The sequence below is a fragment of the Pseudomonas sp. GD03903 genome (assembly GCF_029840045.1).
GTDB classification, from domain to species: domain Bacteria; phylum Pseudomonadota; class Gammaproteobacteria; order Pseudomonadales; family Pseudomonadaceae; genus Pseudomonas; species Pseudomonas pseudonitroreducens.
This window is the reverse complement of the sequence record NZ_JAOCBT010000021.1, coordinates 1-24691: the sequence shown is the minus strand read 5'-3', so window position 1 is coordinate 24691 and position 24691 is coordinate 1. Positions and strand designations below refer to the sequence as shown.

The window sequence follows — 24691 nt, the reverse complement described above, 5'->3', positions numbered from 1 at the left end:
CCAAATCCGGCGGAGTTCAGCTCACATCCTGTTCATCCGGGCGCCCAGCCCCCAGATGAGCTACGACAAGCACCAATGGAGCATAGGCCACAATCAGCGCCAGCAAACCCGGAACATGCCCCAGCGCGACCAGCAATGCCAGTGGCAGAAGCCACAGCAGGTTGATCAAGGTTACCCACAGCGACACCTTCAGGTGGCTGCCAAAACGCCGCGATGCGCGCTGGTACGCGTGGCTGCGATGCGCTTCGTAGACGCGCTCACCGCGCATCAGGCGATGGCACAGGGTGAAGGTCGCGTCCACGACGAAAACGCCAAGCAGGATCAACCAGCTCCAGACCAGCGGCGGTGCCACCGCCGCCGCCTGCAGCGCCAGCCCACCCAGGACCAGGCCGAGGAACCCGCTACCCGCGTCCCCCATGAAGATTCGCGCGGGGGGGAAATTCCAGACCAGAAAGCCAGCCGCCGCCATGCCCAGGATCAACGGCAACCACAGCAGTTGCGACGCTCCGACGACCCATCCACAAAGCGCTCCGCCCAGGCAGACGCTGATGGCCTCCAGGCCCGCGATGCCGTCGATGCCGTCCATGAAGTTGTACAGGTTGAGCAGCCAGACCAGGAACACCAGCCCCAGGAAGTCGCCCAGCAACCCCAGATCCAGCATTCCCCAGGGCGTTGCCAGCGCGGGCACTCCCCCCAGCCAGCCAAGCAGCCAGAGCGCGGCGACAAAATGCCCGAGCAATCGCCAGCGCGCCGGAATATGGCGGTGATCATCGAGGAAGCCAATGGCCGCAACCAAAGCGCCGGCCGGCAGCAGGGCCAACAGGCTACGGCCATCCACTGCCCCCAGAACGCCGGCCAACGGCAGGCAACCGAGGAACCCCAGCACGATGGCCACCCCGCCGCCGCGCGGCGTGGGGATCCGGTGCGAGCTGCGGGCATTGGGAATATCCATGATGCTGCGCGCCAGCGCATAACGACGCACACCGGCGGTCATCGCCCAGGACGCGATAAATACCGCTGCCAGCAGAACTCCCATGCTCATCGCTTCTGCTCCTGAGCGCATGCCCGCGCCGTTTCCCGCAGCGCCTGCTCGACACTGACCGGCGGAGTCCAGTCCAGACGATTGCGCGTCGCGGCAATATCCACCTGCAGCGACCCCAGCAAGCGCTGGACCTGCTGGCTACGCCCTGTCAGCGCCCCCACCAGGCGCAGCAGCGCAGCGGGAACCGGAAGCAGCCGCGGACGCACCCCCAGGGCCTTGCTCAAACCACGACACAGTTGCGCTGTAGACAGGTCCTCGCCATCGCTCACCAGGAACACCTGCCCCGCGGCTGCGGGGTGGCGGCAGCACAGCAGCAGCAGATCGACCAGATTGTCCCGCGCTACAAGGCTGCGGCGATTGTCGATGGCGCCAAAGGGCAATGGCAGGCGCCGCTGTAGGGCGCGCATCAGACTGGCGAAATTGGCTTTCACGCCTGGGCCATAGATCAGCGGCGGGCGCACCACGACCACTTCCAGGCCGCTCTGCCGGGCGATGGCGAACAAGGCCTGCTCGGCCTCGAGCTTGGATTGAGCGTATGGGTCCTGCGGTTGCGGCTCTGCATCGGCGGTAAAGGGGCGACCGGGCGCGGTCTGCTCGCCATTGACCTTGATCGAACTGACGAAGACGAAACGCCTGACACCTGCCGCCACTGCCTGCTCTGCCAGATGCCGGGTCGCCTCGACGTTTACCGCGCGAAACTCGGCGAGAGGATCGGCGGCCTGCTCGTCCATGACGTGAACCCGGGCAGCGCAATGAATCACTGCGTCGATCCCGTGCAGGGCCTGCTGCCACGACTGAGCCACGCTCAAGCCGTCGATGAGCGCCACGTCGACGCCCTCGGGGAATTGCGCAGCCAGGCCACGCTGGGCGACGCGAACCTGTACGTTATCTTCCTGGCACAAGCGTGCCAGCACGCCTCGGCCGACAAATCCGCTCGCGCCCGTGAGTAAAACCTTCAATCCAGCACCTGCAGAACCTGACGCCGATGGCGTCTTCCATGTTTGAGCGAACGCGTCAGAGCGGCGAAATGACCGGCCGCAGCGCATTCCAAGCGTGGCAGCTGGGGCATTGCCAGTGCAGTTCGCGACCGGCAAAGCCACACTTGCCGCATCGATAGCGCGGCATTGTCTTATACAACCCAATGATTATTGGAGCGATTTTTCCCGTCGCCGAGTGTTTTTCCGTTTCGCTCCCAACCACTTCCAGGTATTCGCCCACTCCCTGCCAGGAGGGATGGCGCTCGACCCGCTCCAGCAGGCTTTCGCGCCAGGTTGGCGAACTGGCTGACTGCTCGCTTTCGGCCAGCAATGCAAGGATCGCCGGCGGTACTTCCTCGCCCGCCGCCAGCTCACGCAGGCAGGCCAGCAGCTCGGGCCGTGCAAGGCCGTCATGGCGCCGCAGCAACGGCACGATCTCCCCCAGGAAGGTCTTGGCGTCACGCGCCAATTCGCCGATCGTGGCAACGGCCGCCGGCTGATCCTTGCGCCACAGCTCGCAGTCCAGGCGCATCAGCAGCGCCCGCACGCAGTGTTTGTCGACGCGCCGTGCTTCACGCAGCAATTCCTGCATGGCACTGCGATCGCCGCCCTTGCCCTTTGCCTGGGCCAGCTCGCAGTAGTAATTGGCCAGTGCAGCGCTCAATTCGGGCCTGCTCGGCACCAGCCGGGCGGCCAACTCGATGGCGCGGGACCAGTTCTTCTCGCGCTCGCAGATCAAGCGCTGCTCATCCAGCGCTTCAAGGGAAATGGGCTCGTCACGCTGCTGCGTCAGTTCGTCGAGCAATTCCTCCGCGCTGCCCAGCAGGCCGCCGGCGATGTAGTCGCGCGCCAACTCCAGACGCACCTGGGCGACCAGCGCGCCGTCCTCACCGGCACGACCCAGCAGGTCCTGGTGGATGTGAATGGCTTTTTCGATATCGCCGCGGCGCCGGAACAGGTTGCCGACGTGCAGGTGGCTTTCCAGCGTCTCGGGACTGACCACGAGCCCCTGCGACAGGCTCTCCAACGCGTCGTCGGAGTGCCGCTCCAGCAGGTTGTGCATGCTGTGCACACGAGCCCGGAGGTTCTCTGGCGGGGCAGTCCCGGCCCGGGAAAGAGAGCGACGCCCCATCCACCAGCCGATGGCCAGGGCGCAGAAGAAGAACAGCGTGGCGATGACGCTAGGCATGGTCCGTCAGCGACTTTTCACGCAGCGCGTCATTCTCCTTGCGGAAACGGGTGACTTCGGAGCGCAGGCCGGTCATGCGGACGTGCGCCTTCGCGCGGAAGGGAATGCTCAGCAGCAGGCCGATCGCGCCGCCGACGATGAAGGCAAGGGTGATGAAGACCACCAGCGGCCACTGCGGCGATTGCCAGCCGAGGAAGGTCAGTTGTGCAGGCTGCAGGTTTTCCAGGACGAAAACCACGACGACGGCGGCCAGGACGACCAACGCCAGAATCAGCAGGAAACGTTTTGCCCGAAGCATGGACACTCCTTCTTGAAGACGGATACCCCGGGGTCACTCGGGTTCGTTGACGCGGTCGCGCAGCTCCTTGCCGGGCTTGAAGTGCGGGACGAACTTGCCGTCCAGGCGCACCGACTCACCGGTTTTCGGATTACGCCCCACGCGCGGTGCGCGGTAGTGCAGAGAGAAGCTGCCGAACCCCCGGATTTCGATGCGATCCCCCGTCGCCAGAGCCTGGGACATTTGCTCAAGCATGGTCTTGATCGCCAGCTCCACATCCTTTGCGGAAAGCTGCCCCTGATGGGTGACGATTCTCTCGATCAACTCCGACTTGGTCATGGTTTTCCCTTCTTTTTCAAGCGGCTAGATCAGCTCTAGGTTCTTTTAGCATGCTGATCATGCTTTGAACAGCCCGAACGGAAAGGATGTGTTTTCACCCGGTCAAGTGGTTGGCAAATAAAAAATGGCCGATCCCCGGGGAGGAGATCGGCCACGGTCGCGCCCAGGAGCGGAAGGACGCGCAAGGGAGAAACGAAAGTCAGGCGACGCTGGCGAGTTGCGCCTTGGCCTTGGCCAGGCCCTTCTCGGCGAATTCGCCGCCCATGTTCAGGCCTTCGGCGTGGATGAAGGTCACGTCGTGGATGCCAACGAAGCCCAGCGCCTGGCGCAGGTACGGCTCCTGGTGATCCAGCGCACCGCCGGCGTAGACACCGCCGCGGCTAGTGAGCACGAAGGCACGTTTTCCGCTGAGCAGGCCCTGCGGGCCGGTCTCGGTGTACTTGAAGGTGACGCCGGCGCGCAGCACGTGGTCCAGCCAGGACTTCAGGGTGCTGGGGATGGCGAAGTTGTACATCGGCGCGGCCAGCACCAGTACGTCGGCGGCCTGCAGTTCGGCGGTCAGCAGATTGGAGCGTTCCAGTGCGGCGCGCTCGATCGCGCTGTGCTCCTGCGCCGGCTTCATCCAGCCGCCCAGCAGGTTGGCGTCCAGATGCGGCACCTGGTCGACGGCCAGGTCGCGGATCTGAATGGCGTCGGCCGGGTGGGCGAGCTGCCACTGAGCGATGAAGTCGCGGGTCAGTTGGCGGGAAACGGAACCTTCCTGACGAGCACTGCTTTCGATTACCAGAACGCGGGACATGGACTGGACCTCCATCGGTCGTTGAATGTGTCGATGGAGGCCATCCTAAAGATGAACAAATCGATAAAAAAGCGCAAATAGTCGCTTCTAATTATCGAATAAATTGATTTCTTGCCGGGTTGGTTCTAGTCTTGTCCCGGAGTCAGGACGGATTGCAGGTCAGCTTGATACGCAGCTTGATCACTGCGCGGCTGAAGCTGGAAGTGAGGTTCGCCTCCTTGCCCGGCGCCATGGTGGCCTTGCGCACATGAGGCGTCTCGGGCCCGTTGACGAACACTGCCGTGCAAGTCACCGGCTGCTGGCCGCCGTTGCGCAGGATGATCGCCCCCATCTGGTCACCGATATCCTGGGTTTCGACATCCACCTCGGTACCATTGAGGCTCTTCTGCACTTCGATGGGATAAGCCAGGGCGGTCAGCGGCAACATGGCCAGAACGGCACAACAGATTTTTTTCATGGCGGTCTCTTGTTGGTCTTCTGCGGACCGCCAGAGTAGACAAGAGGAAGCGAGGATGAAAGCGCCCCGCGTTACCCTGGATCAGTGGAGAACCCTACAGGCCGTGGTCGATCACGGCGGCTTCGCCCAGGCGGCGGAAGCCCTGCACCGTTCGCAGTCGTCGATCAGCTACACCGTGGCGCGCATGCAGGAGCAGCTCGGCGTGCCGCTGCTGCGCATCGACGGGCGCAAGGCCGTGCTCACCGAGGCCGGCGAAGTACTGCTGCGCCGCTCGCGGCAACTGGTCAAATCCGCCGGCCAGTTGGAAGAGCTGGCCCACCACATGGAACAGGGCTGGGAGCCCGAAGTGCGCCTGGTCGTCGACGCCGCCTACCCCACCGTGCGCCTGGTGCGTGCGCTTTCCGCCTTCATGCCGCAGAGCCGCGGCTGCCGCGTACTGCTGCGCGAGGAAGTGCTCTCCGGCGTGGAGGAAGCCCTGGTGCAGGGTCATGCCGATCTCGCCATCAGCGGCCTGAACATTCCCGGCCATCTGGGAGCGGATCTCTCCATCGTCGATTTCGTCGCCGTCGCCCATCCCGATCATCCGCTGCACCGCCTGCAACGCGAGGTCACCCACCAAGACCTGGAAACCCAGATGCAGGTGGTGATCCGCGACTCCGGTCGCCTGCAACCGCGCGACGTCGGCTGGCTCGGCGCCGAGCAGCGCTGGACCGTGGGCAGCCTGGCTACCGCCGCCACCTTCGTCAGCAATGGCCTGGGCTTTGCCTGGCTGCCGCGGCACATGATCGAACGCGAGTTGCGCGATGGCCAGCTCAAGCCGCTGCCGATGAAACAGGGCGGCGTGCGCGAGAGCCGCTTCTATCTTTACCCGAACAAGGAAAAGCCCCTGGGCCCGGCCACGCAGATCCTCGTGGAGCTGCTGACCACCTTCGCCAACGTGCCACTCGACGCCCATTTCGCCGCCCCGGAAAGCCCGGCCTGATTACAGGCCGCCCGAAAAAGGAGCCCGTCATGCCGTTCTTCGATCACGCCGGTCACCGCCTGCACTACGAGGAAAGCGGATTCGGCACACCGGTACTGCTGGTGCATGGGCTTGGCTCCAGCACCAGCGACTGGGAATACCAGGTGCCGGAACTGGAGAAGCGCCATCGGGTGATCGCCCTCGACGTGCGCGGCCACGGCCAGTCGGACAAACCACGCCAGCGCTACAGCATTGGCGCTTTCGCCGAGGACGTGATCGCCCTGCTCGACCACCTGAGTCTCGGCCGCGTGCATCTGGTAGGGATCAGCATGGGCGGCATGATCGGCTTCGAGCTGGCCACCCGCTGGCCGGAGCGGCTGGACAGCCTGACCATCGTCAACAGCGCCCCGGAAGTGAAACCACGCAGCCTGCGTGAATACCTGGAAGTGGCGCGCCGATTGTTTCTCGCCCACGTGCTGGGCCTGGACACCGTGGGCAAGGCGCTGGGCAGGATGCTCTTTCCCAAGCCCGAGCAGAGCGCGCTGCGCCACAAGATCCAGCAGCGCTGGCCGCAGAACGACAAGCGCGCCTACCTCTCCAGCCTGCACGCCATCATCGGCTGGGGTGTGCAGGAACGGCTGGCGCGCATAACCTGTCCAACCCTGGTGATCAGCGCCGACCGCGACTACACCCCGGTATCGCTCAAGCAGGCCTATGTCGGGCGCATGCCCAACGCGCGCCTGGTGGTGATCGAGGACTCGCGCCACGCGACGCCGCTGGACCAGCCGGAACGATTCAACACCACCCTGCTCGACTTTCTCGAGCAGGTCGACCATCCCTAGAACCTTCAGGAAACATCCGCCAAATGACCCTGTTCAAACGCTTCCTGCTCGCCGCCTGCTCCCTGGTCCTGGCCGGTTCGGTATTCGCCGCCGACAGCAACAACCCGCACGTGCTGCTGTCGACCACGTCCGGTGAAATCGAAATCGAGCTGTACGCCGACAAGGCGCCGATTTCCGTGAAGAACTACCTGTCCTACGTCGACAGTGGCTTCTACAACGGAACCATCTTCCATCGCGTGATCCCCAACTTCATGATCCAGGGCGGCGGGTTCACCGAAGCCATGAAGGAGAAGGACACCCAGGCACCGATCACGAACGAGGCCGACAATGGCCTGCTCAACGAGCGCGGCACCCTGGCCATGGCGCGCACCAGCGACGTCAACTCCGCCACCAGCCAGTTCTTCATCAACCTGACCGGCAACGACTTCCTCAACCATGGCGCCCGCGACTTCGGCTACGCCGTGTTCGGCAAGGTCGTACGCGGCATGGGCGTGGTCGACCAGATCGCCGGGGTGAAGACCGGCAACCGCGGCATGTTCCAGGACGTACCGACCACCCCGGTGGTCATCCTCTCCGCCAAGCGTCTGTGATTCTGCGCAATCACGGCTGACGGAGGCCATTCAAGGCGGGGCCAGGACGGCCCCGCCGACAACCCGAGAGCTATCATGCTTTACCGTCGTTTCGAGCGTCTGATCGATCCCTTCCGCGACGTACCCGAGCGCATGCCGCCGTCCGACGTCATCCGCTTCTACGTCTATTACCTGCGCCAGGTCTGGCCGGTCTTCCTCGCCCTGCTCTTCGTCGGCCTGATCGCCGCACTGATCGAAGTTGCGCTGTTCAGCTACCTGGGGCGCATCGTCGACCTCGCGCAAGGCACCGCCCCTGCCGACTTCTTTACCCAGCACGGCAGCGAACTGATCTGGATGGCCGTGGTGGCGCTGATTCTGCGCCCGGTATTCTTCGGCCTGCACGACATGCTGGTGCATCAGAGCATCAACCCCAGCATGACCAACCTGATCCGCTGGCAGAACCACCGCTACGTGCTCAAGCAGAGCCTGGGCTTCTTCCAGAACGACTTCGCCGGGCGCATCGCCCAGCGCATCATGCAGACCGGCAACTCGCTGCGCGATTCCGCCGTGCAGGCGGTCGACGCGATCTGGCACGTTCTCATCTACATCATCAGCTCCCTCGTGCTGTTCGCCGAGGCCGATTGGCGACTGATGATCCCGCTGTTGCTCTGGATGGTCGGTTACATCGGCGCGCTGGGCTACTTCATTCCACAGGTGAAGCACCGCTCGGTGGTCGCCTCGGACTCGCGCTCGAAACTCATGGGCCGGATTGTCGACGGCTATACCAACATCACCACCCTCAAGCTGTTCGCCCATACGCGCCAGGAAGAGGACTACGCCCGCGAAGCCATCGACGACCAGACCCGCAAGGCCCAGCGCGCCGGACGCGTGGTGACCTCCATGGACGTCACCATCACGGTGTTCAACGGCCTGCTGATCGCCGGCACCACGGGTCTGGCCCTGTGGCTGTGGACCCAGTCGCTGATCTCGGTGGGCGCCATCGCCCTGGCCACCGGCCTGGTCATCCGCATCGTCAACATGTCCGGCTGGATCATGTGGGTGGTCGGCGGCATCTTCGAGAACGTCGGCCAGGTGCAGGACGGCATGCAGACCATCGCCCTGCCCCGCCAGGTGGTCGACGCCCCTGGCGCCAGGCCGCTGCTGGTGAAGCATGGCGAAGTGCGCTTCGACCAGGTGGACTTCAGCTACGGCAAGGGTGGTGGACTGATCAGCGGCCTGGACCTGACCGTGCGCCCCGGCGAGAAGATCGGCCTGGTCGGGCCGTCCGGCGCCGGCAAGTCGACCCTGGTCAACCTGCTGCTGCGACTCTACGACCTGGAAGGCGGACGCATCCTGATCGACGGCCAGGACATCGCCCAGGTAACGCAGGAAAGCCTGCGCGCGCAGATTGGCATGGTCACCCAGGACACTTCGCTGCTGCACCGTTCGATCCGCGACAATCTGCTCTATGGTCGCCCGGACGCCAGCGAGGCGGAATTGCAGGACGCCATCCAGAAGGCACGCGCCTCGGAGTTCATCCCGCAGCTGAGCGACGCCGAGGGCCGCTCCGGCCTCGACGCCCATGTCGGCGAACGCGGGGTGAAGCTCTCCGGCGGCCAGCGCCAGCGCATCGCGATCACCCGCGTACTGCTCAAGGACGCGCCGATCCTGATTCTCGACGAAGCCACTTCAGCGCTGGACTCGGAAGTGGAGGCGGCGATCCAGGAAAGCCTGGAGACGCTGATGCAGGGCAAGACAGTGATCGCCATCGCCCACCGCCTTTCCACCATCGCGCGCATGGATCGCCTGGTGGTGTTGGAGCACGGCCGCGTGGTCGAGAGCGGCAGCCATGCCGAGTTGCTGGCCCATGGCGGGCTCTATGCGCGGCTTTGGCGGCACCAGACGGGCGGGTTTGTCGGGGTGGACTGAAGCCCGGGAGTCGCGCCCGCTCCTGTCGCGAACAGCCCTAAGTCGGGGTTTGTTCGCGAGCAAGCTCGCTCCTACGAAGAGCACCCGGCACAAAACCAACGCCCATAAAAAAGCCCGGCACAAGGCCGGGCATGTCCAAATCCAGGACAGCTCAGTGTGTATCCAGTAGAGCCAGCGCCTCGCGGCTCAGGCGCTCGACCGTGGCCCAGTCGCCACTGTCGATGGCCGCCTTGGGCAGCATCCAGCTACCGCCCACGCACATCACGTTGGCCAGGCGGTAATAGTCATTCAGGTTGTCCGGGCCGACGCCGCCGGTGGGGCAGAAACGGATGTCCGGGAACGGCCCGCCGAAAGCCTTGAGCGCCTCCACGCCACCAGCGACTTTCGCCGGGAACAGCTTGAAACGACGCAGGCCATGACGGTACGCCGCCATGATTTCCGAAGCGGTGGCCACCCCCGGCAACAGCGGCACCGGACGAGTCACCGCATACTGCAGCAACTCATCGGTGCAACCGGGGGTGACGATGAACTTCGCCCCCGCCTCTTCTGCCTGGGCAAAGGTTTCCGGGTCGAGTACGGTGCCGGCGCCGACGATCAGTTCCGGGCGCTGCTCGCTCAACTGGCGAATCGCGGTCAGGCCCAGCGACGTCCGCAAGGTCACTTCCAGAACGGTGATACCACCCGCCGCCAGGGCATCCGCCATGGGCAGGATGTCCGCCTCGCGGTCGATGGTGATCACCGGCAGGATGCGCGCGCGCTGCGCCAGGGCATCGATCTGCTGGATGTGTTGTTCAGACATTGCGGTAACTCCGTGCCTCAGGGGCACCAGTGGATCGAAAGAGGTGAACGCAGGAATGCATTGATTGGCATGCGTTGGTCATCGTTGTCGCTGAGCGCCTGGCTCAACGTGGCGAGCTTGGATTCGCCCTGGATGGCCAGGATCTGCACCCGCGCGCCCTGCAGCACGGCGCGGGTCAGGGTCAGGCGCTGGTGCGGCACGCTCGGCGCCCACATCGGCAGGCAACGGCGCGTACCGGCCGGGTCGAGCGCCTCGAGCAGATTGGCGCTGCCAGGGAACAGCGACGCGGTATGACCGTCGTCGCCCATGCCCAGCACCAGCACATCGATGGGCAGCGACAGTTCATGCAGATGGCGATCGGCTTTGTCCGCCGCTTCCTCCAGGCTGCTCGCCGGCTGATACAGGCCGATGAACTGCGCCTTGGCCGCCGCTCCCCGGAACAGGTGACGGCGCAGCAATCCGGCGTTGCTGTCCGGGTGCGACTCGGGCACCCAGCGCTCATCAGCGAGGCTCACGGCCACCTTCGACCAGTCCAGCACCGCACCGCTCAGGGCTTCGAGGAAGGCCACCGGGCTGCGCCCGCCGGACACCACCAGCAGCGCGCGGCCGCGTTCGATCAATGCCTCGCGCAGCGCGTCGGCTACCGCTTCGGCGAGGCCGCGAGCCTGCTCGGCGGCGTTGTTCCAGGTTTTCCAGGCCATGCCTTCAGCCAGTTTGGGTTCAAAGATCGCCATACCAATCCCTCCCGTCGCGGGCGATCAGGGCAACCGCAGCCTGTGGTCCCCAGCTTCCGGCCGGATAGGGCTTGGGCTCCTCGCCCAGGCGGCCCCAGCCGTCGATCAGGCCGTCGCACCAGGTCCAGGCGGCCTCGATTTCATCCTTGCGAACGAACAGGTTCTGGCTGCCTTGCGTGACTTCCAGCAGCAGCCGCTCGTAGGCGTCCGGCGTCCGCGCGGTCTGGAAGGTTTCAGAGAAATTCAGTTGCAGCGGGCCGGTGCGCAGTTGCATGCCCTTGCCCAGGCCCTGGTCCTTGGTCATTACCTGCAGGGAGATGCCTTCGTCCGGCTGCAGGCGGATGATCAGCCGGTTGCTGATCAGCGAACGCTGCTCAGGGGCGAAGATGTAGTGCGGCGGTTCCTTGAAGTGAATCACTATCTGCGACAGCTTCTGCGGCATGCGCTTGCCGGTACGCAGGTAGAACGGTACGCCGGACCAGCGCCAGTTACGGATGTCCACCCGCAGGGCGACAAAGGTCTCGGCATCGCTGTTGGTGTTGGCGTTTTCCTCGGCCAGGTAGCCGGGCACCGCCTTGCCGTCGATGTAGCCGGCGGTGTACTGGCCACGCACCACGCGGGTCGCCAGTTGCTCCGGGGCGATGGGCTCGAGCGCACGCAGCACCTTCACCTTCTCGTCGCGGATGCTGTCGGCGGTGAGGTCCGCCGGCGGGTCCATGGCGATCAGGCAGAGCAGTTGCAGCAGGTGGTTCTGCACCATGTCGCGCAGCTGGCCGGCCTTGTCGAAGTAACCCCAGCGGCCTTCGATGCCGACCTTCTCGGCCACGGTGATCTCCACATGGGAGATGTGGTTCTGGTTCCACTGGGTCTCGAACAGGCTGTTGGCGAAGCGCAGTGCAATGAGGTTCTGCACCGTCTCCTTGCCCAGGTAATGGTCGATCCGATAGATGCGATTTTCCGGGAAGAAGCGCGCTACGGCGTCGTTCACCGCACGGGACGACTCCAGGTCGTGACCGATGGGCTTCTCCAGAACCACCCGGGTGCGCTCGGCAAGACCGGCGGCGGCAAGGTTCTCGCAGATGCTACCGAACACCGAGGCAGCGGTAGCGAAGTAGGCAACCAGAGTCTTCTCGTCACCCACCAGCTCGGCCAGCGCCTGGTAGGAGCCGGCATCGAGGAAATCCAAGCTCAGGTGATGCAGGCGCGCCTGGAAGCGCGCCCAGACGGTTTCGTCCCACTCCTTCGCCGGCACGGCCTGGCGCAGGCGGCGCTCGATGGTCGCCAGGGGCTCTTCGCTGGCGCCGTCGTCGCGGGCCAGGGCAAGGATGCGGGTGTCGCGGTGCAGCAGGTCTTCGCGATCGAGCTGATAGAGCGCCGGCAGCAGCTTGCGCAGGGCGAGATCACCCAGGGCGCCAAACAGTGCGAGAGTGCAGGGCAGAACGCGGACTTCAGGCATTTGTTGTTACCAACCAAATTTTGAACGATAGTTAGCCTTCTACGCCGGCATTAAGACAAATATGTAGTAATTAAACAACATATTTTTCCAGCCTCGCGCCGTTGTTGGTCGCCTGCCGGCCTGAAGTTAGGATAGCGCCGCTGGCCGGCCCTATCCGGTCAACCGTCGATTACCAAGGAGCACGGATGAAGAACCTGCTGGAGCAGATCCAGAGCCGACTGGAAGAGCTGAACAAGGCCGAGCGCAAGGTCGCCCAGGTGATCCTGCACGACCCGCAGCAAGCCACGCGCTTCAGCATCGCCGCGCTGGCCCAGGCGTCCAGCGTCAGCGAGCCGACGGTGAACCGTTTCTGTCGCTCCTTCGGCATGAGCGGCTACCCGGAGTTGAAGATCCAGCTGGCGCAGAGCCTGGCCAGCGGCGCAGCCTTCGTGACCCAGGCAGTGGCCGCCGACGATGGTCCGGAGGCTTACACCCGCAAGATATTCAGCAGCACCATCGCTTCGCTGGACAGCGCCCACAAGCTGCTCGACCCCAAGCTGATCGACCGCGCCGTGGACTTGCTGATCCAGGCCCGGCAGATTCACTTCTTCGGCCTCGGCGCCTCCAGCTCCGTGGCGCTCGATGCGCAGCACAAGTTCTTCCGCTTCAACCTGGCAGTGTCGGCCCACAGCGATGTGCTGATGCAGCGCATGATCGCTTCGGTGGCACATACCGGCGACCTGTTCGTGGTGATCTCCTACACCGGGCGCACTCGCGAGCTGGTCGATGTGGCACACCTGGCGCGGCAGAACGGCGCCTCGGTACTCGGCCTCACGGCCGCGAACTCGCCACTCGCCCGCGCCAGCACCCTGAGCCTGGACATTCCGCTGCCGGAGGACACCGACATCTATATGCCGATGACCTCGCGAATCATCCAGTTGACCGTCCTCGACGTGCTCGCCACCGGCGTGACTCTGCGCCGCGGCGTGGACTTCCAGCCGCACCTGCGCAAGATCAAGGAGAGCCTGGTGCCGACGCGCTACCAGCTCGACGAGGAAAGCTGAGGCCGCCTGCGAGGGCTGAGCGGAATGGTAGGAGCGAGCTTGCTCGCTCCTACAGGGAAGTCGGCGTAATCCGGCCGGGTCAGACCAGCCCGGCGCGCAGATTCAGCAGCATCCGCTCGCCCTGGGCGAGGATCAGCCCGCCGGCGCGGTAGCCGGCGGCGCCGATGCAGAGGAAGCGTTCCGCCTCGCCCGGCTCCACCTGCTCGACTGTCCGGCTGCCCGGGTGCCAGATGACACTGCCGGCACTGGTGTTCTTGTCGATGCGCAGGCGGCGTTGCCAGCCGGCATCCTCCAGCACCAGGGAGCCGGTGTTGTAGAGCACCTGCTTGACCGCGCCCCGCGGCGCCCAGGTGTTGGGCAGGCCGCTGGCCTTGCCGTCCAGCTCCATCCCGTGGACCACCGAGCGACGCAGCGAACCCACGCGCCAGTAGGGCTGCAGGGCGAAGCTGAACAGGCAGTCGCTGTCGTCCTCGTGGTAGCTGGAGAGTTCGATGTCCAGGTCCTGGCCCAGGCGCGCTTCCAGGCGCACATGCCAGTCCTCGATATCCAGCTGCCAACTGACTACCGCCTTCTGATCGTCAGCCCAGGCGTCGAGCATCCGCCATTCGCGTTGGCGCGCCCAGCCATGCTGAGGCCAGTCGGCCTCCGTTGGATGGCTGCCAAACCACGGCCAGCAGACCGGAATACCGCCACGGATCGGCGCCGTGCTCAGGCTCGGCCACTGGCTGGAGCACCACAGCAGCGGGCGCGCGCCGCGCGGCTGGAAGTGCAGCAATTGCGCACCCTGGCGGCTGAAAACGGCCTGGCATTGCGGGTGATCGATGAGCAACAGGTCGCGACGCTGGAAGCGCACCCAGTCGAAGGGCCGCTTGGCCCGCATGGAATGAAAAAAGCGCTGCAGCGGATGCTCGAGCATGGTCCGAATGTCCTGATCCAATCCCTGCCCGGACATTCCGGGGCGTGAAGATCTCTGTAGTTTCACTACATCTTACAGAAAAGGCCGCGATTCTACTCGCAAAGCCTAGTCACGCGCAGCGCCCACGCCAATGAAAAAGGCCCGTCATCGGGATGCAGCAGATTTGCACCAACCGTTCACCAGAGCGACCCGGCAGCCCTGGGGACATCACAAAGGGGAGCCTGAAGTGAAAGGAGCGCTCAGCCCTGATCTCGCAAGGCCTGCTCAAGAGCGACGCCGGCGCCGAACAGGCCCGGATGATCCGCCGTCATGACCCACACCGGAACCGGCTCGAGATAAGGTCCGCTGGTCTTGCCGCGGGTGCGGAACGCCTCGACGAAGCCGCTGCGCTGGAAGCGTTCGAGGAAGCGCGGGACGATGCCCCCGGTGATGTACACGCCGCCCAGCGCGCCGACCGTCAGCACGGCGTTGCCGGCGACCCGCGCCAGCCAGAGGAAAAAGTGCTCGAGCACCGCGTCGGCGTAGGCATCGCCGGCCATGGCGCGCTCGCCGATCTCGGCGGCGGTGGCGCATTTCGGTTCCACGCCATCGAGCTGGCAGCTCATGCGGTAGAGGTTTTCCAGGCCGCTGCCGGAAAGCACGCGTTCGGCAGAGACGTGCCCGTATTTCTCGCGCAGCAGTTGCCAGATCGCGAAGTCGCGCTCGGAAGTCACCGGCAGGTCGACGTGGCCGCCCTCGCAGGGCAGCACTTCCCAGCCACCGTTCGGCAGCGGCATCAGGCTGCCAACGCCCAGGCCGGTGCCGGGGCCGATGATCAGCCTGGCGCGGCCTTCCAGCACCTTGCCGGGGCGCACCTGCACCAGATGTTCTTCCGACAGCCGCGAGGCCGCCCAGGCCATGGTGCTGAAATCGTTCACCAGCAGCAGGTGGCTCAGGCCCAGCTCGGCGCGGAAGGCATCGCGCTGGATGACCCAGTGGTTGTTGGTGAACTTGAAGTCGCCGGCGCCGACTGGCCCGGCACAGGCCAGGCAGACATTTTCGACGGCGGAGAGCGGCTCGCCGATACGCTGCAGGTAATCGCGCACGGCATCTTCCGGGCGCGGATAGTCGGCGCAGGCCAGGACCTCGATGGATTCGAGGACTTCACCGCGCCACAGGGCGAAGCGGGCATTGGTGCCACCGATGTCGCCGACCAGGGCGAAACCGTTCGAGACGGAGTGAGCTTTGCTGGAGTTCATTGCGGGCTCGGGCCTGGAAGTTGGGTGAAAGGGTGCGGCGCGGAATCATGCCAGCATAGGCCAGCACCGAAAACGCCCCGCGCGATGGACAGACAATCCCTTCGCACGGGGCGCTGCAACAGTCAGCTCGGGCCGTTCAGCTCAGCCGTAAAGCTGCAGGCGCCCTGCTCTGCCGGGCTGAAGGCGTTGCGCATGAAGGCGAACAGCTCGCGGCCCATGCCCAGGTTATCAATGGCCGGAGTCTCGACGAGCGGGCGCGCTTCCCATTCCGCCGCATCCACCAGCACACGCAGCTCACCGGTGGTGCCGTCGACGCGTACTACGTCGCCGTCGCGCAGCTTGGCCAACGGGCCGCCATTGAGCGCTTCCGGGGACACGTGGATGGCCGCCGGCACCTTGCCGGACGCGCCGGACATGCGCCCGTCGGTGACCAGCGCGACCTTGAAGCCGCGGTCCTGCAGCACGCCGAGGAACGGTGTGAGCTTGTGCAGCTCCGGCATGCCATTGGCGCGCGGACCCTGGAAACGCACCACAGCCACCAGGTCGCGCTCCAGTTCGCCGGCCTTGAAGGCTGCAGCCAGGCTCGACTGGTCGTGGAAGATGCGCACCGGTGCCTCGACGATCTGGTGCTCCACAGCAACGGCGGAGACCTTCATCACGCCGCGGCCGAGGTTGCCTTCCATCAGGCGCAGACCGCCTTCCGGGGAGAAGGGTTTGTCGATGGGGCGCAGGATGTTCTCGTCGAGGCTCGCCGCCGGGCCTTCGCGCCAGACCAGCTTGCCGTCGTCGAGGAAGGGTTCCTGCAGGTAGCGGCGCAGGCCCTTGCCCATCACGGTCTGCACGTCTTCATGCAGCAGGCCGCCATCGAGCAACTGGCGGATCAGGAAGGACATGCCACCCGCCGCCTGGAAGTGGTTGATGTCGGCCTGGCCGTTGGGATAGATGCGCGCCAGGGTCGGCACGATCTCGGAGAGGTCGGCCATGTCCTGCCAGGTCAGCTGGATGCCAGCGGCCTGGGCGATGGCAAGCAGGTGCAGGGTGTGGTTGGTCGAGCCGCCGGTGGCCAGCAGTGCCACCACCGAGTTGACCATGGCCTTCTCGTCGACGATCTCCGCCATGGGCAAGAACTGGCCGTTCTCCGGGGTCAGGCGCGCGGCCTGGCGGGCGGCTTCGCGGGTCAGTTCGTCGCGCAGCGGGGTGTTCGGGTTGACGAAGGAAGCGCCGGGCAGGTGCAGGCCCATCACTTCCACCAGCAACTGGTTGGTGTTGGCGGTGCCATAGAAGGTGCAGGTGCCCGGCGCGTGGTAGGAGGCCATTTCCGAAGCCAGCAGTTCCTCGCGGGTGGCCTTGCCTTCGGCGAACAGCTGGCGCACCGCGGCCTTCTCCTTGTTGGAGATGCCGGTGGGCATCGGCCCGGCGGGCACGAACACCACCGGCAGGTGGCCGAAACGCAGTGAGCCGATCAGCAGACCGGGAACGATCTTGTCGCACACACCCAGGCACAGCGCGGCATCGAACATGTTGTGCGACAGCGCGATGGCGGTGCCCATGGCGATCACATCGCGGCTGGCCAGAGACAGCTCCATGCCCGGCTCGCCCTGGGTCACGCCGTCGCACATGGCCGGCACGCCGCCGGCGAACTGGCCGACCGAACCGATCTGCCGCAGGGCGTCCTTGATCAGCTCGGGGAAGCGCTCCAGCGGCTGGTGCGCGGAGAGCATGTCGTTGTAGGCGGAGACGATGGCGACGTTGGCCTGGTTCATCAGCCGCAGCGCCTGTTTGTCGGAATCACCACAGGCCGCAACGCCGTGGGCGAGGTTGCCGCAGGGCAGCGTGCCACGGTGCGGGCCCTTGGTGGCGGCTGCCTTGACCAGGTCGAGGTAGCGCTGTCGCGTGGCCGCGCTGCGGGCCTGGATACGCTGGGTGACTTCAAGCACACGGGGGTGCATGGCAGCATTCTCCTACAGACTATCAGTTGTTGTTTTTACAACATAATTGTTTATTCCAAGGCGTTTACTTTTCAACGGCGTGGAAATTTAATGGTTTTTACCACAACAAAAGAAAAGAGACGACCTCAATGACTATACGCCTGGCAATCAACGGATTTGGCCGCATCGGTCGGAACATACTCCGCGCGCTCTACTCGGACGGCTATCGCCAGCACCTGCAAGTGGTGGCGATCAACGACCTCGGCGACGCCGCGATCAACGCCCATCTGCTGCAGTTCGACAGCGTGCACGGACGCTTTCCCGGCCAGGTCGAGCATGACGCCGAAAGTCTCAGGGTAGAGGGCGACGTGATTGCCGTCACGGCCATCCGCGATCCGGCGCAGCTGCCGTGGAAAGCCCTGGGAGTGGATATCGTGCTGGAATGCACCGGCCTCTTCACCTCCCGCGACAAGGCCGCCGCACACCTGCGGGCCGGCGCGCGCCAGGTGTTGATCTCGGCGCCGGGTCAGGGTGCCGACGCGACGGTGGTCTTCGGCGTCAACGAAGGCATCCTGCGCGCCGAACACCAGATCGTCTCCAACGCTTCCTGCACGACCAACTGCCTGGCGCCGGTGGCCCAGGTGCTGCAGCGCGAGCTGGGTATCGAGCACGGGCTGATGACCACCATCCACGCCTACACCAACGACCAGAGTCTCTCCGACGTCTACCACAGCGACCCGTACCGGGCGCGCTCGGCCACCCAGTCGATGATCCCGACGAAAACCGGCGCCGCCGAAGCGGTGGGCCTGGTGCTGCCGGAGCTGGCCGGCAAGCTGACGGGCCTGGCGGTGCGGGTGCCGGTAATCAACGTCTCGCTGGTGGACCTCACGGTGCAGGTCGGCCGCGATACCAGCGCGCAGGAAATCAACGAGCTGATGGAACGAGCCGGCGAACGCTCACCGATCCTCGGCTTCAATCGCCTGCCGCTGGTCTCGGTGGACTTCAACCATGACCCGCGCTCGGCCATCTTCGACGCCAGCCACACGCGGGTGAATGGGCGGCTGGTGAAGGTGATGGCCTGGTACGACAACGAGTGGGGGTTTTCCAACCGGATGCTGGATACGGCGCGGGCGATGGGTTGCGGCGCGGGGGTGAAGCGAGGTTCGCGAGCTAGCTCGCTCCTACAGGTCTGCAGTCCGGGCTCTTCGTAGGAGCGAGCTTGCTCGCGAACAGCCGCCACGCCGAACGCCGATCAGCGATAAAGCCGCTTGCCCTGCGCCTCCAGCACCAGCAGGCGCATGTCGGCCTCGGCGCGGATCGCTTCCTGGCCGAGATGATCGACGCGCTTCCACGCCTTGATTTCTTCGCGGCTGCGGCCACAGCCCAGGCAGATGCCCTCTTCGAACTCGCAGACCTTGATGCACGGACTCTTCACGGACTTCCTCTCGACTCGATGGGTGAACGTCAGTGGGCCTGCACAATGGACACCGGGGCGGCGCCAAGGTCCAACTCGATTTCCCCATCGGCGCCATCAATCCGGCCAATCGACGCGCTAGAATCCGCCCTCCACGCCTTTCCGACCTCGTCCATGCTCGCCCTCAAGCTCACCCTGGTCCCGCTGTTCCTGCTGCTGGTCTCGCTCTCCGGGCGCTGGTGGGGTCCAGCGGTGGCCGGTTGCCTGGCCGCCCTGCCCGCCATCGCCGGGCCGATCCTCTACCTGATCAGCGTGGAGCATGGCCGCGAGTTCGGCGCCCACGCCGCGCTGCTCGCGCTGGCCGCGATCTTCGCCGCCGAGGCGTTCAATTTCGCCTACGCCTGGATCTGTCGGCGCCATGGATGGCCGCTGGCATTGACCGGCGCCATGCTTGCCTGGCTGGTGGCCGGTTGGGCACTGACACAATTGCCTGCCCTGCCCGTCTGGGCGCTGCTCGCGGCGGCCGTGGGCGCGTTGACCAGTCAGCTATTCATGCCGCGTGCCGAGCCGAGCGCCGCCATCGCTCCACTGGGCCGCTTCGAACTGGGCCTGCGCATGCTTACCGGCGCGCTGCTGACGCTGGCCGTCACCGCCCTCGCCGGCTGGGCTGGCCCGAGCTGGAGCGGATTGCTGGCGGTGTTTCCGTTGCTCTCCATCGTGCTCTGCGTGTCGTCGCAACGCCTGCATGGCGCAGGCTTCGTCATCGCCCTGCTGCGCGGCATGGTCAGCGGGCGCCCGGCCTTCGCGGCGTTCTGCCTGTGGCTGGTCTTGCGCCTGCCGGACAACGAAACTCTGCCCAGCTTTGCCGAGGCGGCGCTGCTGGCCGTGCTGGTACAGGGCGCAGTGCGCTGGCTGATCGGCTGGCGATCGCGGAGGCTCGGCAACGCCGCCTGACAAAGAAAAACGCCACGGCTGAACCAGCCGTGGCGTTTTCGTTTGCAGCAGCGGTTGACGCTTAGAGCAGCGTGAAGCTCTGCTCCTTCACGTTGTCCGAATCCAGGCCGACGTAGACCTTGAACTCGCCCGGCTCCGAGGCGTAGCGCAGCTGGCTGTCGTAGAAGCGCAGGTCTTCCTCGCGGATCGGGAACTGCACCACCTTCGACTCACCCGGCTGCAGCAGGATCTTCTCGAAGCCCTTGAGCTCCTTGACCGGACGACTGATGGACGCGGCGACGTCGCGCAGGTAGAGCTGCACGGTGGTTTCGCCGGCGACCTTGCCGGTGTTCTTCACGGTCACACTGGCGGTCAGCTGGTCACCCTTCTTCAACTTGCTGCCCGACAGCTTCACCTCGGAGACGCTGAAGTCGGTGTAGCTCAGGCCGTAGCCGAACGGGTACAGCGGGCCGTTCTCCGAGTCGAAGTAGCGCGAGGTGTACTTGTTCGGGTGCTCGTGGTCGAACGGGCGGCCGGTGTTCAGGTGGTTGTAGTAGATCGGCACCTGGCCCACGGAGCGCGGGAAGGTCATGGTCAGCTTGCCCGACGGGTTGTAGTCGCCGAACAGCACGTCGGCGATGGCGTTGCCGCCCTCGGTGCCGCTGAACCAGGTTTCCAGCACGGCGTCGGCGTTGGCGCTTTCCCAGCGCAGGTCCATCGGCCGGCCGTTCATCAGCACCAGCACCAGCGGCTTGCCGGTGGCCTTGAGGGCCTTGAGCAGCTCGATCTGGCTCTGCGCGATATGCAGGTTGGTCTTGCTCGAGGCCTCGTGGGCCATGCCCTGGGACTCGCCGACCACAGCCACCACCACGTCGGCCATCTTCGCCTTCTCGACGGCTTCGTCGATCATGGCTTTCGGGCTGCGCGAGTCGACCTTCACGTCATCGCTGTACTCGTTGAGGTATTTGACGATCTCCGGATCGTCGGTGACGTTGGCGCCCTTGGCATAGAGCAACGCGGCATGGCCACGGGTGGCGGCGCCCATGCCTTCGAGCACGGTCACGGCCTGGAAGGCCTTGCCGGCGGCGGACCAACTGCCCATCACATCACGCTTGCTGTCGGCCAGCGGGCCGATCAGGGCGATCACGCCGTCACGCTTGAGCGGCAGCACACCGCCCTGGTTCTTCAGCAGGACCATGCCCTTGCGCGCGATCTCGCGGGCGTCGGCGCGGTGCAGACGGTCTTCGGCGTCGGTGTCGACCGGGTCCTTGCCCTGCAGGTAACGGTACGGGTCCTGGAACAGGCCCATGTCCCACTTGGCGGCGAGCACGTCGCGGCAGGCGCGGTCGATCTCGTCCTGGCTGATCAGCCCGGCCTTGAGCAGCTCGGGCATGTGCTTGCCGTAGAGGTCGTCGTTCATGTTCATTTCGACGCCGGCGTTGATCGCCGCCTGGGTGGCGTCGCGCTCGGTGGCGGCTACGCCGTGCTTGATCAGCTCCAGCACTGCGCCGTGGTCGCTGAGGGTCAGGCCCTTGTAGCCCCACTGCTTGCGCAGCAGGTCCTGCAGCAGCCACTTGTTGGCGGTGGCCGGCACGCCATTGATGCTGTTGAGCGAGACCATCACCGCGCCGGCGCCGGCGTCGATGGCCGCGCGGTACGGCGGCAGGTAGTCCTGGAACATGCGCTGCGGGCTCATGTCCACGGTGTTGTAGTCGCGGCCGCCTTCGCCGGCGCCGTACAGGGCGAAGTGCTTGACCCCGGCCATGATGGTTTGCGGCTGGTTCAGGCCCTTGCCCTGGTAGCCCTTGACCACCGCGGCGGCGACCTTGCTGGTCAGCCAGGCATCTTCGCCGAAGCCTTCGGAGACTCGACCCCAGCGTGGATCGCGGGCGATGTCGACGGTGGGCGAATAGGTCAGGTTGAGGCCGTCGGCGCTGGCCTCGATGGCCGAGACGCGGGCGCTGCGTTCGATGGCGGCGAGGTCCCAGCTTGCCGCCAGGCCCAGGCCGATGGGGAACACGGTACGGTGGCCGTGAACCACGTCGTAGGCGAAGAACAGCGGAATCTTCAGACGGCTCTTCATCGCCGCGTCCTGCAGGTCGCGGATACCCGGACGGACCACGGTGTTGAACACCGCGCCGGTGGTGCCCTCGGCGATTTCCTTCAGCAATACCGGCTTGGGATGGTCCGGCCCGACACTGACCAGGCGCAGCTGGCCAATCTTCTCTTCCAGCGTCATGCGCTGCATCAGGCTGTCGAGGAAGACTTCCTTGGACTGGCCGGCCAGCGGCACGGCGGGTGCGGCGGCAGGCGCCTGGGCGGCGGAAAGCGAAGCGCTGCTCAGGCCCAGCAGAAGGCCGAGCCAGCAGATACGGCTGATTGGAGTTCTTTTCATATGGGTACTCAGCGGCCTGCGCGAGGCGCCAGGTCACTGTGGAATGTTGTCGAGAGACGTCGTCAGGGCGGTTGATCGGGCGGCATCCCCGGGTGTTGCCGCCTGCGCCTTGCAAACGCGGCACATAAGGTCGTCGCGCCGAAGGCGGAAGTCAATCACCGAACGGCTGGAAAACGCCGCTGAATGGAACTCAATGGTCGCGATTGAGCCGGTTGAACTCCATTTCCTCGCGCATGGCCTCGCGCAGCGCGCGTTCCTCGTCCCACTCATCCTCCGGCGCGGCGGCCGGTGGCTGGGGCGCGGGCTCAGGCAGCGCGGCAGGCTCTACCGGCGCAGCATGCTCGGCAGCGCCGGCATCCTCGTTGTCGGACGCGACTTCGGGCAGGCCGTGGACGCCGCTGAAATCGGCATCCACACCGCTGTCTTCGTCGTCACTCGGCGGGCGGTCGATGAGGTCGTCGAAGTCGGTTTTCAGGCCCTGCTCCATCTCGTCCAGCTCGGCGAGCAGGCTGCGGAAACTGGTCTCTTCCTTCGGCTCTTCCGGCGGCGCGGGCTCCGGCTCCTCGCCGGCATCACGCACCGCCTGGTCGGCCAGGGCCTGCAGGGACGGCGGAATGTAGTCCTCGTCGTATTCCTCGGGGCTCGGCAGGCTGGCGACCGGCGCCATGTCCTCGAGGATCGGCTGCGGCTCGGGCTCCATCAGCTTCAGCTCGGCCAGCGGCGGCAACTCCTCCAGGCTCTTCAGGTTGAAGTAGTCGAGGAAGGTCCGGGTGGTGGCGAGCATGGCCGGGCGGCCGGGGACTTCGCGGTAGCCGACGATGCGGATCCACTCGCGTTCCATCAGCGTCTTGACGATCTGGGTGTTCACTGCGACGCCACGGATTTCCTCGATCTCGCCACGTGTAATCGGCTGGCGGTAGGCAATCAGCGCCAGGGTCTCCAGCAGCGCACGGGAATAGCGCTGCGGGCGCTCTTCCCACAAACGGCCGACCCACGGCGCGAACTTCTCGCGCACCTGCAGGCGGTAGCCAGTAGCAACCTCCTTCAGCTCGAAGGCCCGACCGGAACAGGACAGCCCCAGCACCGCCAGCGCGTCGCGGAACTGCTGTGGCTCCGGCCGTTCGGCTTCCTCGAACAGCTCGCCAAGGCGCTCCAGCGACATGGGCTTGCCGGCAGCCAGGAGGATGCCTTCGAGCAGGGTCGCCAGTTCTTGCGGGTCGGAGAGGTTCATCGGAGCGCTCGGGTCAGATAGAAGGATGGGCCGTTCAGGCGGGAAAGCTACTCAAAGCGCGCCGCCAGGGCAACGCTGGCGGTTCAGCGCGGCTCTTCTTCCGGCTCGCCGTCCAGTTCCTGATCGAGCGTCGACTCGTCCTCCGGACCATCGAAATGGCCATCCTCGAAGGTCAGCTCGGCCGGTGCTTCCTCGCGGGGTTCGAAGACGTCTTCGTCGCCTTCTTCCAGCACCTCCTCCGACGCTTCGCCGAAGCGCGCGGCGCCTTCCTGCACTTCGCTGCGGGCGCGCACGTGGATGGGGGCGAAAGCTTCGTTCTGCACCAACTCCACCAGTTGTTCCTTGACCAGCTCCAGCACCGCCATGAAGGTCACCACCACGCCAAGCTTGCCTTCCTCGACCCGGAACAGCGTGATGAATGGCACGAAACCCTCGCCCTTCAGGCGTTCGAGAATCTCGCTCATGCGCTCGCGGGTAGAGAGCATCTCGCGGGTGACCTGGTGGCTCTCGAACAGGTCGGCGCGGCGCAGCACCTCGGCCATGCACAGCATCAGCTCCTGCATGTCGACTTCCGGCAGCAACCGGCGCGCCCGCGCATCCGGCGCAGCGATGGTCGGCACCACGTAGTCACGGCCCAGGCGCGGCAGCTCGTCGAGGTCCTCGGCAGCCTTCTTGAAGCGTTCGTATTCCTGCAGGCGACGAATCAGCTCGGCACGCGGGTCGTCCTCTTCCTCCTCGGCCTCGGCCGAGCGCGGCAGCAGCATGCGCGACTTGATCTCGGCGAGCATGGCGGCCATCACCAGATACTCGGCGGCCAGCTCCAGGCGCACCGACTTCATCAGCTCGACGTAGCCCATGTACTGGCGGGTGATCTCCGCAACCGGAATGTCGAGGATGTTGATGTTCTGCTTGCGGATCAGGTAGAGCAGCAGGTCGAGCGGGCCCTCGAAGGCTTCGAGGAAGACTTCCAGGGCATCCGGCGGGATGTACAGGTCCTGCGGCATCTCCGTCAGGGCCTCGCCGTAGACGAGCGCCAGCTGCACCGGCACCTGGTATTCAGGGGCGGCGGCAGGGGCTTCCGGCTCGGTCAGGTCACTCATCGGCCACTCGTCAGGCTCAGGGGGGGAAAGCGGCATTATCCCTGCTTTTGCCAGCCGTGCGAGGGGCTTTTGGCGGATTCGCAGCGCACTCGGCACGCCTGTGCGTAGGAGCGGACTCTGTCC

22 protein-coding genes and 2 pseudogenes are annotated in these 24691 nt (G+C 65.4%); 7 read left to right on the top strand and 17 right to left on the bottom strand.

Going from position 1 to position 24691, the window contains the following annotated elements; genetic code table 11:
- Positions 1–16: 16 nt before the first annotated feature.
- The 7 genes from N5C91_RS25400 to N5C91_RS25370 all read right to left on the bottom strand — a co-directional run bounded on the left by N5C91_RS25400 (position 17) and on the right by N5C91_RS25370 (position 5080).
- A complete protein-coding gene (locus N5C91_RS25400) occupies positions 17–1042 on the bottom strand; it encodes a glycosyltransferase family 4 protein (RefSeq protein WP_236171003.1) in 1026 nt (341 codons plus the stop codon).
- The gene (locus N5C91_RS25395; protein WP_279832857.1) at positions 1039–2001 is read right to left on the bottom strand and encodes an SDR family oxidoreductase; all 963 of its coding nucleotides are present in this window, start codon (positions 1999–2001) and stop codon (positions 1039–1041) included. The genes N5C91_RS25400 and N5C91_RS25395 overlap by 4 nt, the downstream gene beginning before the upstream one ends.
- A 55-nt stretch (positions 2002–2056) precedes the next feature.
- Positions 2057–3082, bottom strand: a complete 1026-nt coding sequence (locus N5C91_RS25390; protein WP_279832855.1) for a tetratricopeptide repeat protein — start codon at positions 3080–3082, stop codon at positions 2057–2059.
- A gap of 118 nt (positions 3083–3200) precedes the next feature.
- Entirely contained in the window at positions 3201–3506 is a 306-nt protein-coding gene (locus N5C91_RS25385; RefSeq protein ID WP_236171006.1) for a LapA family protein, read from the bottom strand.
- 33 nt (positions 3507–3539) lie between these two features.
- On the bottom strand, positions 3540–3824 hold the full coding sequence (gene ihfB / locus N5C91_RS25380) for an integration host factor subunit beta (protein ID WP_003091441.1): 285 nt from the start codon (positions 3822–3824) through the stop codon (positions 3540–3542).
- A gap of 199 nt (positions 3825–4023) precedes the next feature.
- Complete coding sequence (locus N5C91_RS25375) at positions 4024–4623, bottom strand: FMN-dependent NADH-azoreductase (protein WP_236171007.1); 600 nt, start codon at positions 4621–4623, stop codon at positions 4024–4026.
- Between the two features lie 142 nt (positions 4624–4765).
- Complete coding sequence (locus N5C91_RS25370; protein ID WP_279832850.1) at positions 4766–5080, bottom strand: 3-phosphoglycerate kinase; 315 nt, start codon at positions 5078–5080, stop codon at positions 4766–4768.
- Between the two features lie 55 nt (positions 5081–5135).
- On the opposite strand from N5C91_RS25370, the gene N5C91_RS25365 reads away from it, so the two are divergent.
- The 4 genes from N5C91_RS25365 to N5C91_RS25350 all read left to right on the top strand — a co-directional run bounded on the left by N5C91_RS25365 (position 5136) and on the right by N5C91_RS25350 (position 9381).
- On the top strand, positions 5136–6062 hold the full coding sequence (locus N5C91_RS25365; protein ID WP_236198533.1) for a LysR family transcriptional regulator: 927 nt from the start codon (positions 5136–5138) through the stop codon (positions 6060–6062).
- 29 nt (positions 6063–6091) lie between these two features.
- The gene (locus tag N5C91_RS25360) at positions 6092–6883 is read left to right on the top strand and encodes an alpha/beta fold hydrolase (RefSeq protein ID WP_279832848.1); all 792 of its coding nucleotides are present in this window, start codon (positions 6092–6094) and stop codon (positions 6881–6883) included.
- 29 nt (positions 6884–6912) lie between these two features.
- The gene (locus N5C91_RS25355) at positions 6913–7473 is read left to right on the top strand and encodes a peptidylprolyl isomerase (protein ID WP_279832957.1); all 561 of its coding nucleotides are present in this window, start codon (positions 6913–6915) and stop codon (positions 7471–7473) included.
- 75 nt (positions 7474–7548) lie between these two features.
- Positions 7549–9381: an ABC transporter ATP-binding protein gene (locus tag N5C91_RS25350; RefSeq protein WP_279832845.1), complete on the top strand. Its 1833-nt coding sequence runs from the start codon at positions 7549–7551 to the stop codon at positions 9379–9381.
- Positions 9382–9532: 151 nt separating this feature from the next.
- On the opposite strand, the gene N5C91_RS25345 is transcribed toward N5C91_RS25350, so the two are convergent.
- The 3 genes from N5C91_RS25345 to zwf are packed head-to-tail and all read right to left on the bottom strand — an operon-like array spanning position 9533 to position 12370.
- A complete protein-coding gene (locus tag N5C91_RS25345) occupies positions 9533–10180 on the bottom strand; it encodes a bifunctional 4-hydroxy-2-oxoglutarate aldolase/2-dehydro-3-deoxy-phosphogluconate aldolase (protein WP_138520581.1) in 648 nt (215 codons plus the stop codon).
- A 17-nt stretch (positions 10181–10197) separates the two neighbouring features.
- Entirely contained in the window at positions 10198–10914 is a 717-nt protein-coding gene (gene pgl, locus N5C91_RS25340; protein WP_236171013.1) for a 6-phosphogluconolactonase, read from the bottom strand.
- On the bottom strand, positions 10901–12370 hold the full coding sequence (gene zwf / locus N5C91_RS25335; protein ID WP_236171014.1) for a glucose-6-phosphate dehydrogenase: 1470 nt from the start codon (positions 12368–12370) through the stop codon (positions 10901–10903). The genes pgl and zwf overlap by 14 nt, the downstream gene beginning before the upstream one ends.
- A gap of 185 nt (positions 12371–12555) precedes the next feature.
- Here zwf and N5C91_RS25330 point away from each other — a divergent pair, with 185 nt between their 5' ends.
- Positions 12556–13413: a MurR/RpiR family transcriptional regulator gene (locus N5C91_RS25330; RefSeq protein ID WP_236171015.1), complete on the top strand. Its 858-nt coding sequence runs from the start codon at positions 12556–12558 to the stop codon at positions 13411–13413.
- Positions 13414–13492: 79 nt separating this feature from the next.
- Here the strand turns inward: N5C91_RS25330 and N5C91_RS25325 are convergent, their stop codons facing one another.
- The 3 genes from N5C91_RS25325 to edd form a co-directional block, all read right to left on the bottom strand.
- Complete coding sequence (locus N5C91_RS25325; protein ID WP_236171016.1) at positions 13493–14329, bottom strand: D-hexose-6-phosphate mutarotase; 837 nt, start codon at positions 14327–14329, stop codon at positions 13493–13495.
- A gap of 239 nt (positions 14330–14568) precedes the next feature.
- Positions 14569–15567, bottom strand: a complete 999-nt coding sequence (locus tag N5C91_RS25320; protein WP_279832837.1) for a glucokinase — start codon at positions 15565–15567, stop codon at positions 14569–14571.
- A gap of 122 nt (positions 15568–15689) precedes the next feature.
- Positions 15690–17516: a phosphogluconate dehydratase gene (edd, locus tag N5C91_RS25315; RefSeq protein ID WP_279832834.1), complete on the bottom strand. Its 1827-nt coding sequence runs from the start codon at positions 17514–17516 to the stop codon at positions 15690–15692.
- A gap of 128 nt (positions 17517–17644) precedes the next feature.
- On the opposite strand from edd, the pseudogene gap reads away from it, so the two are divergent.
- Positions 17645–18631 (top strand): annotated as a pseudogene (gene gap, locus N5C91_RS25310) (type I glyceraldehyde-3-phosphate dehydrogenase); the annotation flags it as partial.
- Between the two features lie 116 nt (positions 18632–18747).
- Here gap and N5C91_RS25305 read toward each other — a convergent pair.
- The gene (locus tag N5C91_RS25305) at positions 18748–18930 is read right to left on the bottom strand and encodes a DUF1289 domain-containing protein (RefSeq protein ID WP_024766417.1); all 183 of its coding nucleotides are present in this window, start codon (positions 18928–18930) and stop codon (positions 18748–18750) included.
- A 153-nt stretch (positions 18931–19083) separates the two neighbouring features.
- On the opposite strand from N5C91_RS25305, the gene N5C91_RS25300 reads away from it, so the two are divergent.
- The gene (locus N5C91_RS25300; RefSeq protein ID WP_279832829.1) at positions 19084–19863 is read left to right on the top strand and encodes a hypothetical protein; all 780 of its coding nucleotides are present in this window, start codon (positions 19084–19086) and stop codon (positions 19861–19863) included.
- Between the two features lie 61 nt (positions 19864–19924).
- Here N5C91_RS25300 and bglX read toward each other — a convergent pair whose 3' ends face one another.
- The 3 genes and pseudogenes from bglX to N5C91_RS25285 all read right to left on the bottom strand — a co-directional run.
- Positions 19925–22222 carry a beta-glucosidase BglX gene (gene bglX, locus N5C91_RS25295; RefSeq protein WP_236198855.1) on the bottom strand — a complete coding sequence of 766 codons (2298 nt, stop codon included), beginning with the start codon at positions 22220–22222 and terminating at the stop codon, positions 19925–19927.
- A gap of 205 nt (positions 22223–22427) precedes the next feature.
- The gene (gene scpB / locus N5C91_RS25290) at positions 22428–23468 is read right to left on the bottom strand and encodes an SMC-Scp complex subunit ScpB (RefSeq protein ID WP_236198525.1); all 1041 of its coding nucleotides are present in this window, start codon (positions 23466–23468) and stop codon (positions 22428–22430) included.
- A gap of 263 nt (positions 23469–23731) precedes the next feature.
- Positions 23732–24439 (bottom strand): annotated as a pseudogene (locus tag N5C91_RS25285) (ScpA family protein); the annotation flags it as partial.
- Positions 24440–24691: the final 252 nt, after the last annotated feature.

Bases quoted from the DNA above. Each gene is read 5' to 3' on its own strand.
- N5C91_RS25400 (WP_236171003.1), bottom strand. From the start codon at position 1,042: ATGAGCATGGGAGTTCTGCTGGCAGCGGTATTTATCGCGTCCTGGGCG.
- N5C91_RS25390 (WP_279832855.1), bottom strand. From the start codon at position 3,082: ATGCACAACCTGCTGGAGCGGCACTCCGACGACGCGTTGGAGAGCCTG.
- N5C91_RS25385 (WP_236171006.1), bottom strand. From the start codon at position 3,506: ATGCTTCGGGCAAAACGTTTCCTGCTGATTCTGGCGTTGGTCGTCCTG.
- ihfB (WP_003091441.1), bottom strand. From the start codon at position 3,824: ATGACCAAGTCGGAGTTGATCGAGAGAATCGTCACCCATCAGGGGCAG.
- N5C91_RS25375 (WP_236171007.1), bottom strand. From the start codon at position 4,623: ATGTCCCGCGTTCTGGTAATCGAAAGCAGTGCTCGTCAGGAAGGTTCC.
- N5C91_RS25370 (WP_279832850.1), bottom strand. From the start codon at position 5,080: ATGAAAAAAATCTGTTGTGCCGTTCTGGCCATGTTGCCGCTGACCGCC.
- N5C91_RS25365 (WP_236198533.1), top strand. From the start codon at position 5,136: ATGAAAGCGCCCCGCGTTACCCTGGATCAGTGGAGAACCCTACAGGCC.
- N5C91_RS25360 (WP_279832848.1), top strand. From the start codon at position 6,092: ATGCCGTTCTTCGATCACGCCGGTCACCGCCTGCACTACGAGGAAAGC.
- N5C91_RS25350 (WP_279832845.1), top strand. From the start codon at position 7,549: ATGCTTTACCGTCGTTTCGAGCGTCTGATCGATCCCTTCCGCGACGTA.
- N5C91_RS25345 (WP_138520581.1), bottom strand. From the start codon at position 10,180: ATGTCTGAACAACACATCCAGCAGATCGATGCCCTGGCGCAGCGCGCG.
- pgl (WP_236171013.1), bottom strand. From the start codon at position 10,914: ATGGCGATCTTTGAACCCAAACTGGCTGAAGGCATGGCCTGGAAAACC.
- zwf (WP_236171014.1), bottom strand. From the start codon at position 12,370: ATGCCTGAAGTCCGCGTTCTGCCCTGCACTCTCGCACTGTTTGGCGCC.
- N5C91_RS25330 (WP_236171015.1), top strand. From the start codon at position 12,556: ATGAAGAACCTGCTGGAGCAGATCCAGAGCCGACTGGAAGAGCTGAAC.
- N5C91_RS25325 (WP_236171016.1), bottom strand. From the start codon at position 14,329: ATGCTCGAGCATCCGCTGCAGCGCTTTTTTCATTCCATGCGGGCCAAG.
- N5C91_RS25320 (WP_279832837.1), bottom strand. From the start codon at position 15,567: ATGAACTCCAGCAAAGCTCACTCCGTCTCGAACGGTTTCGCCCTGGTC.
- edd (WP_279832834.1), bottom strand. From the start codon at position 17,516: ATGCACCCCCGTGTGCTTGAAGTCACCCAGCGTATCCAGGCCCGCAGC.
- N5C91_RS25300 (WP_279832829.1), top strand. From the start codon at position 19,084: ATGCTCGCCCTCAAGCTCACCCTGGTCCCGCTGTTCCTGCTGCTGGTC.
- scpB (WP_236198525.1), bottom strand. From the start codon at position 23,468: ATGAACCTCTCCGACCCGCAAGAACTGGCGACCCTGCTCGAAGGCATC.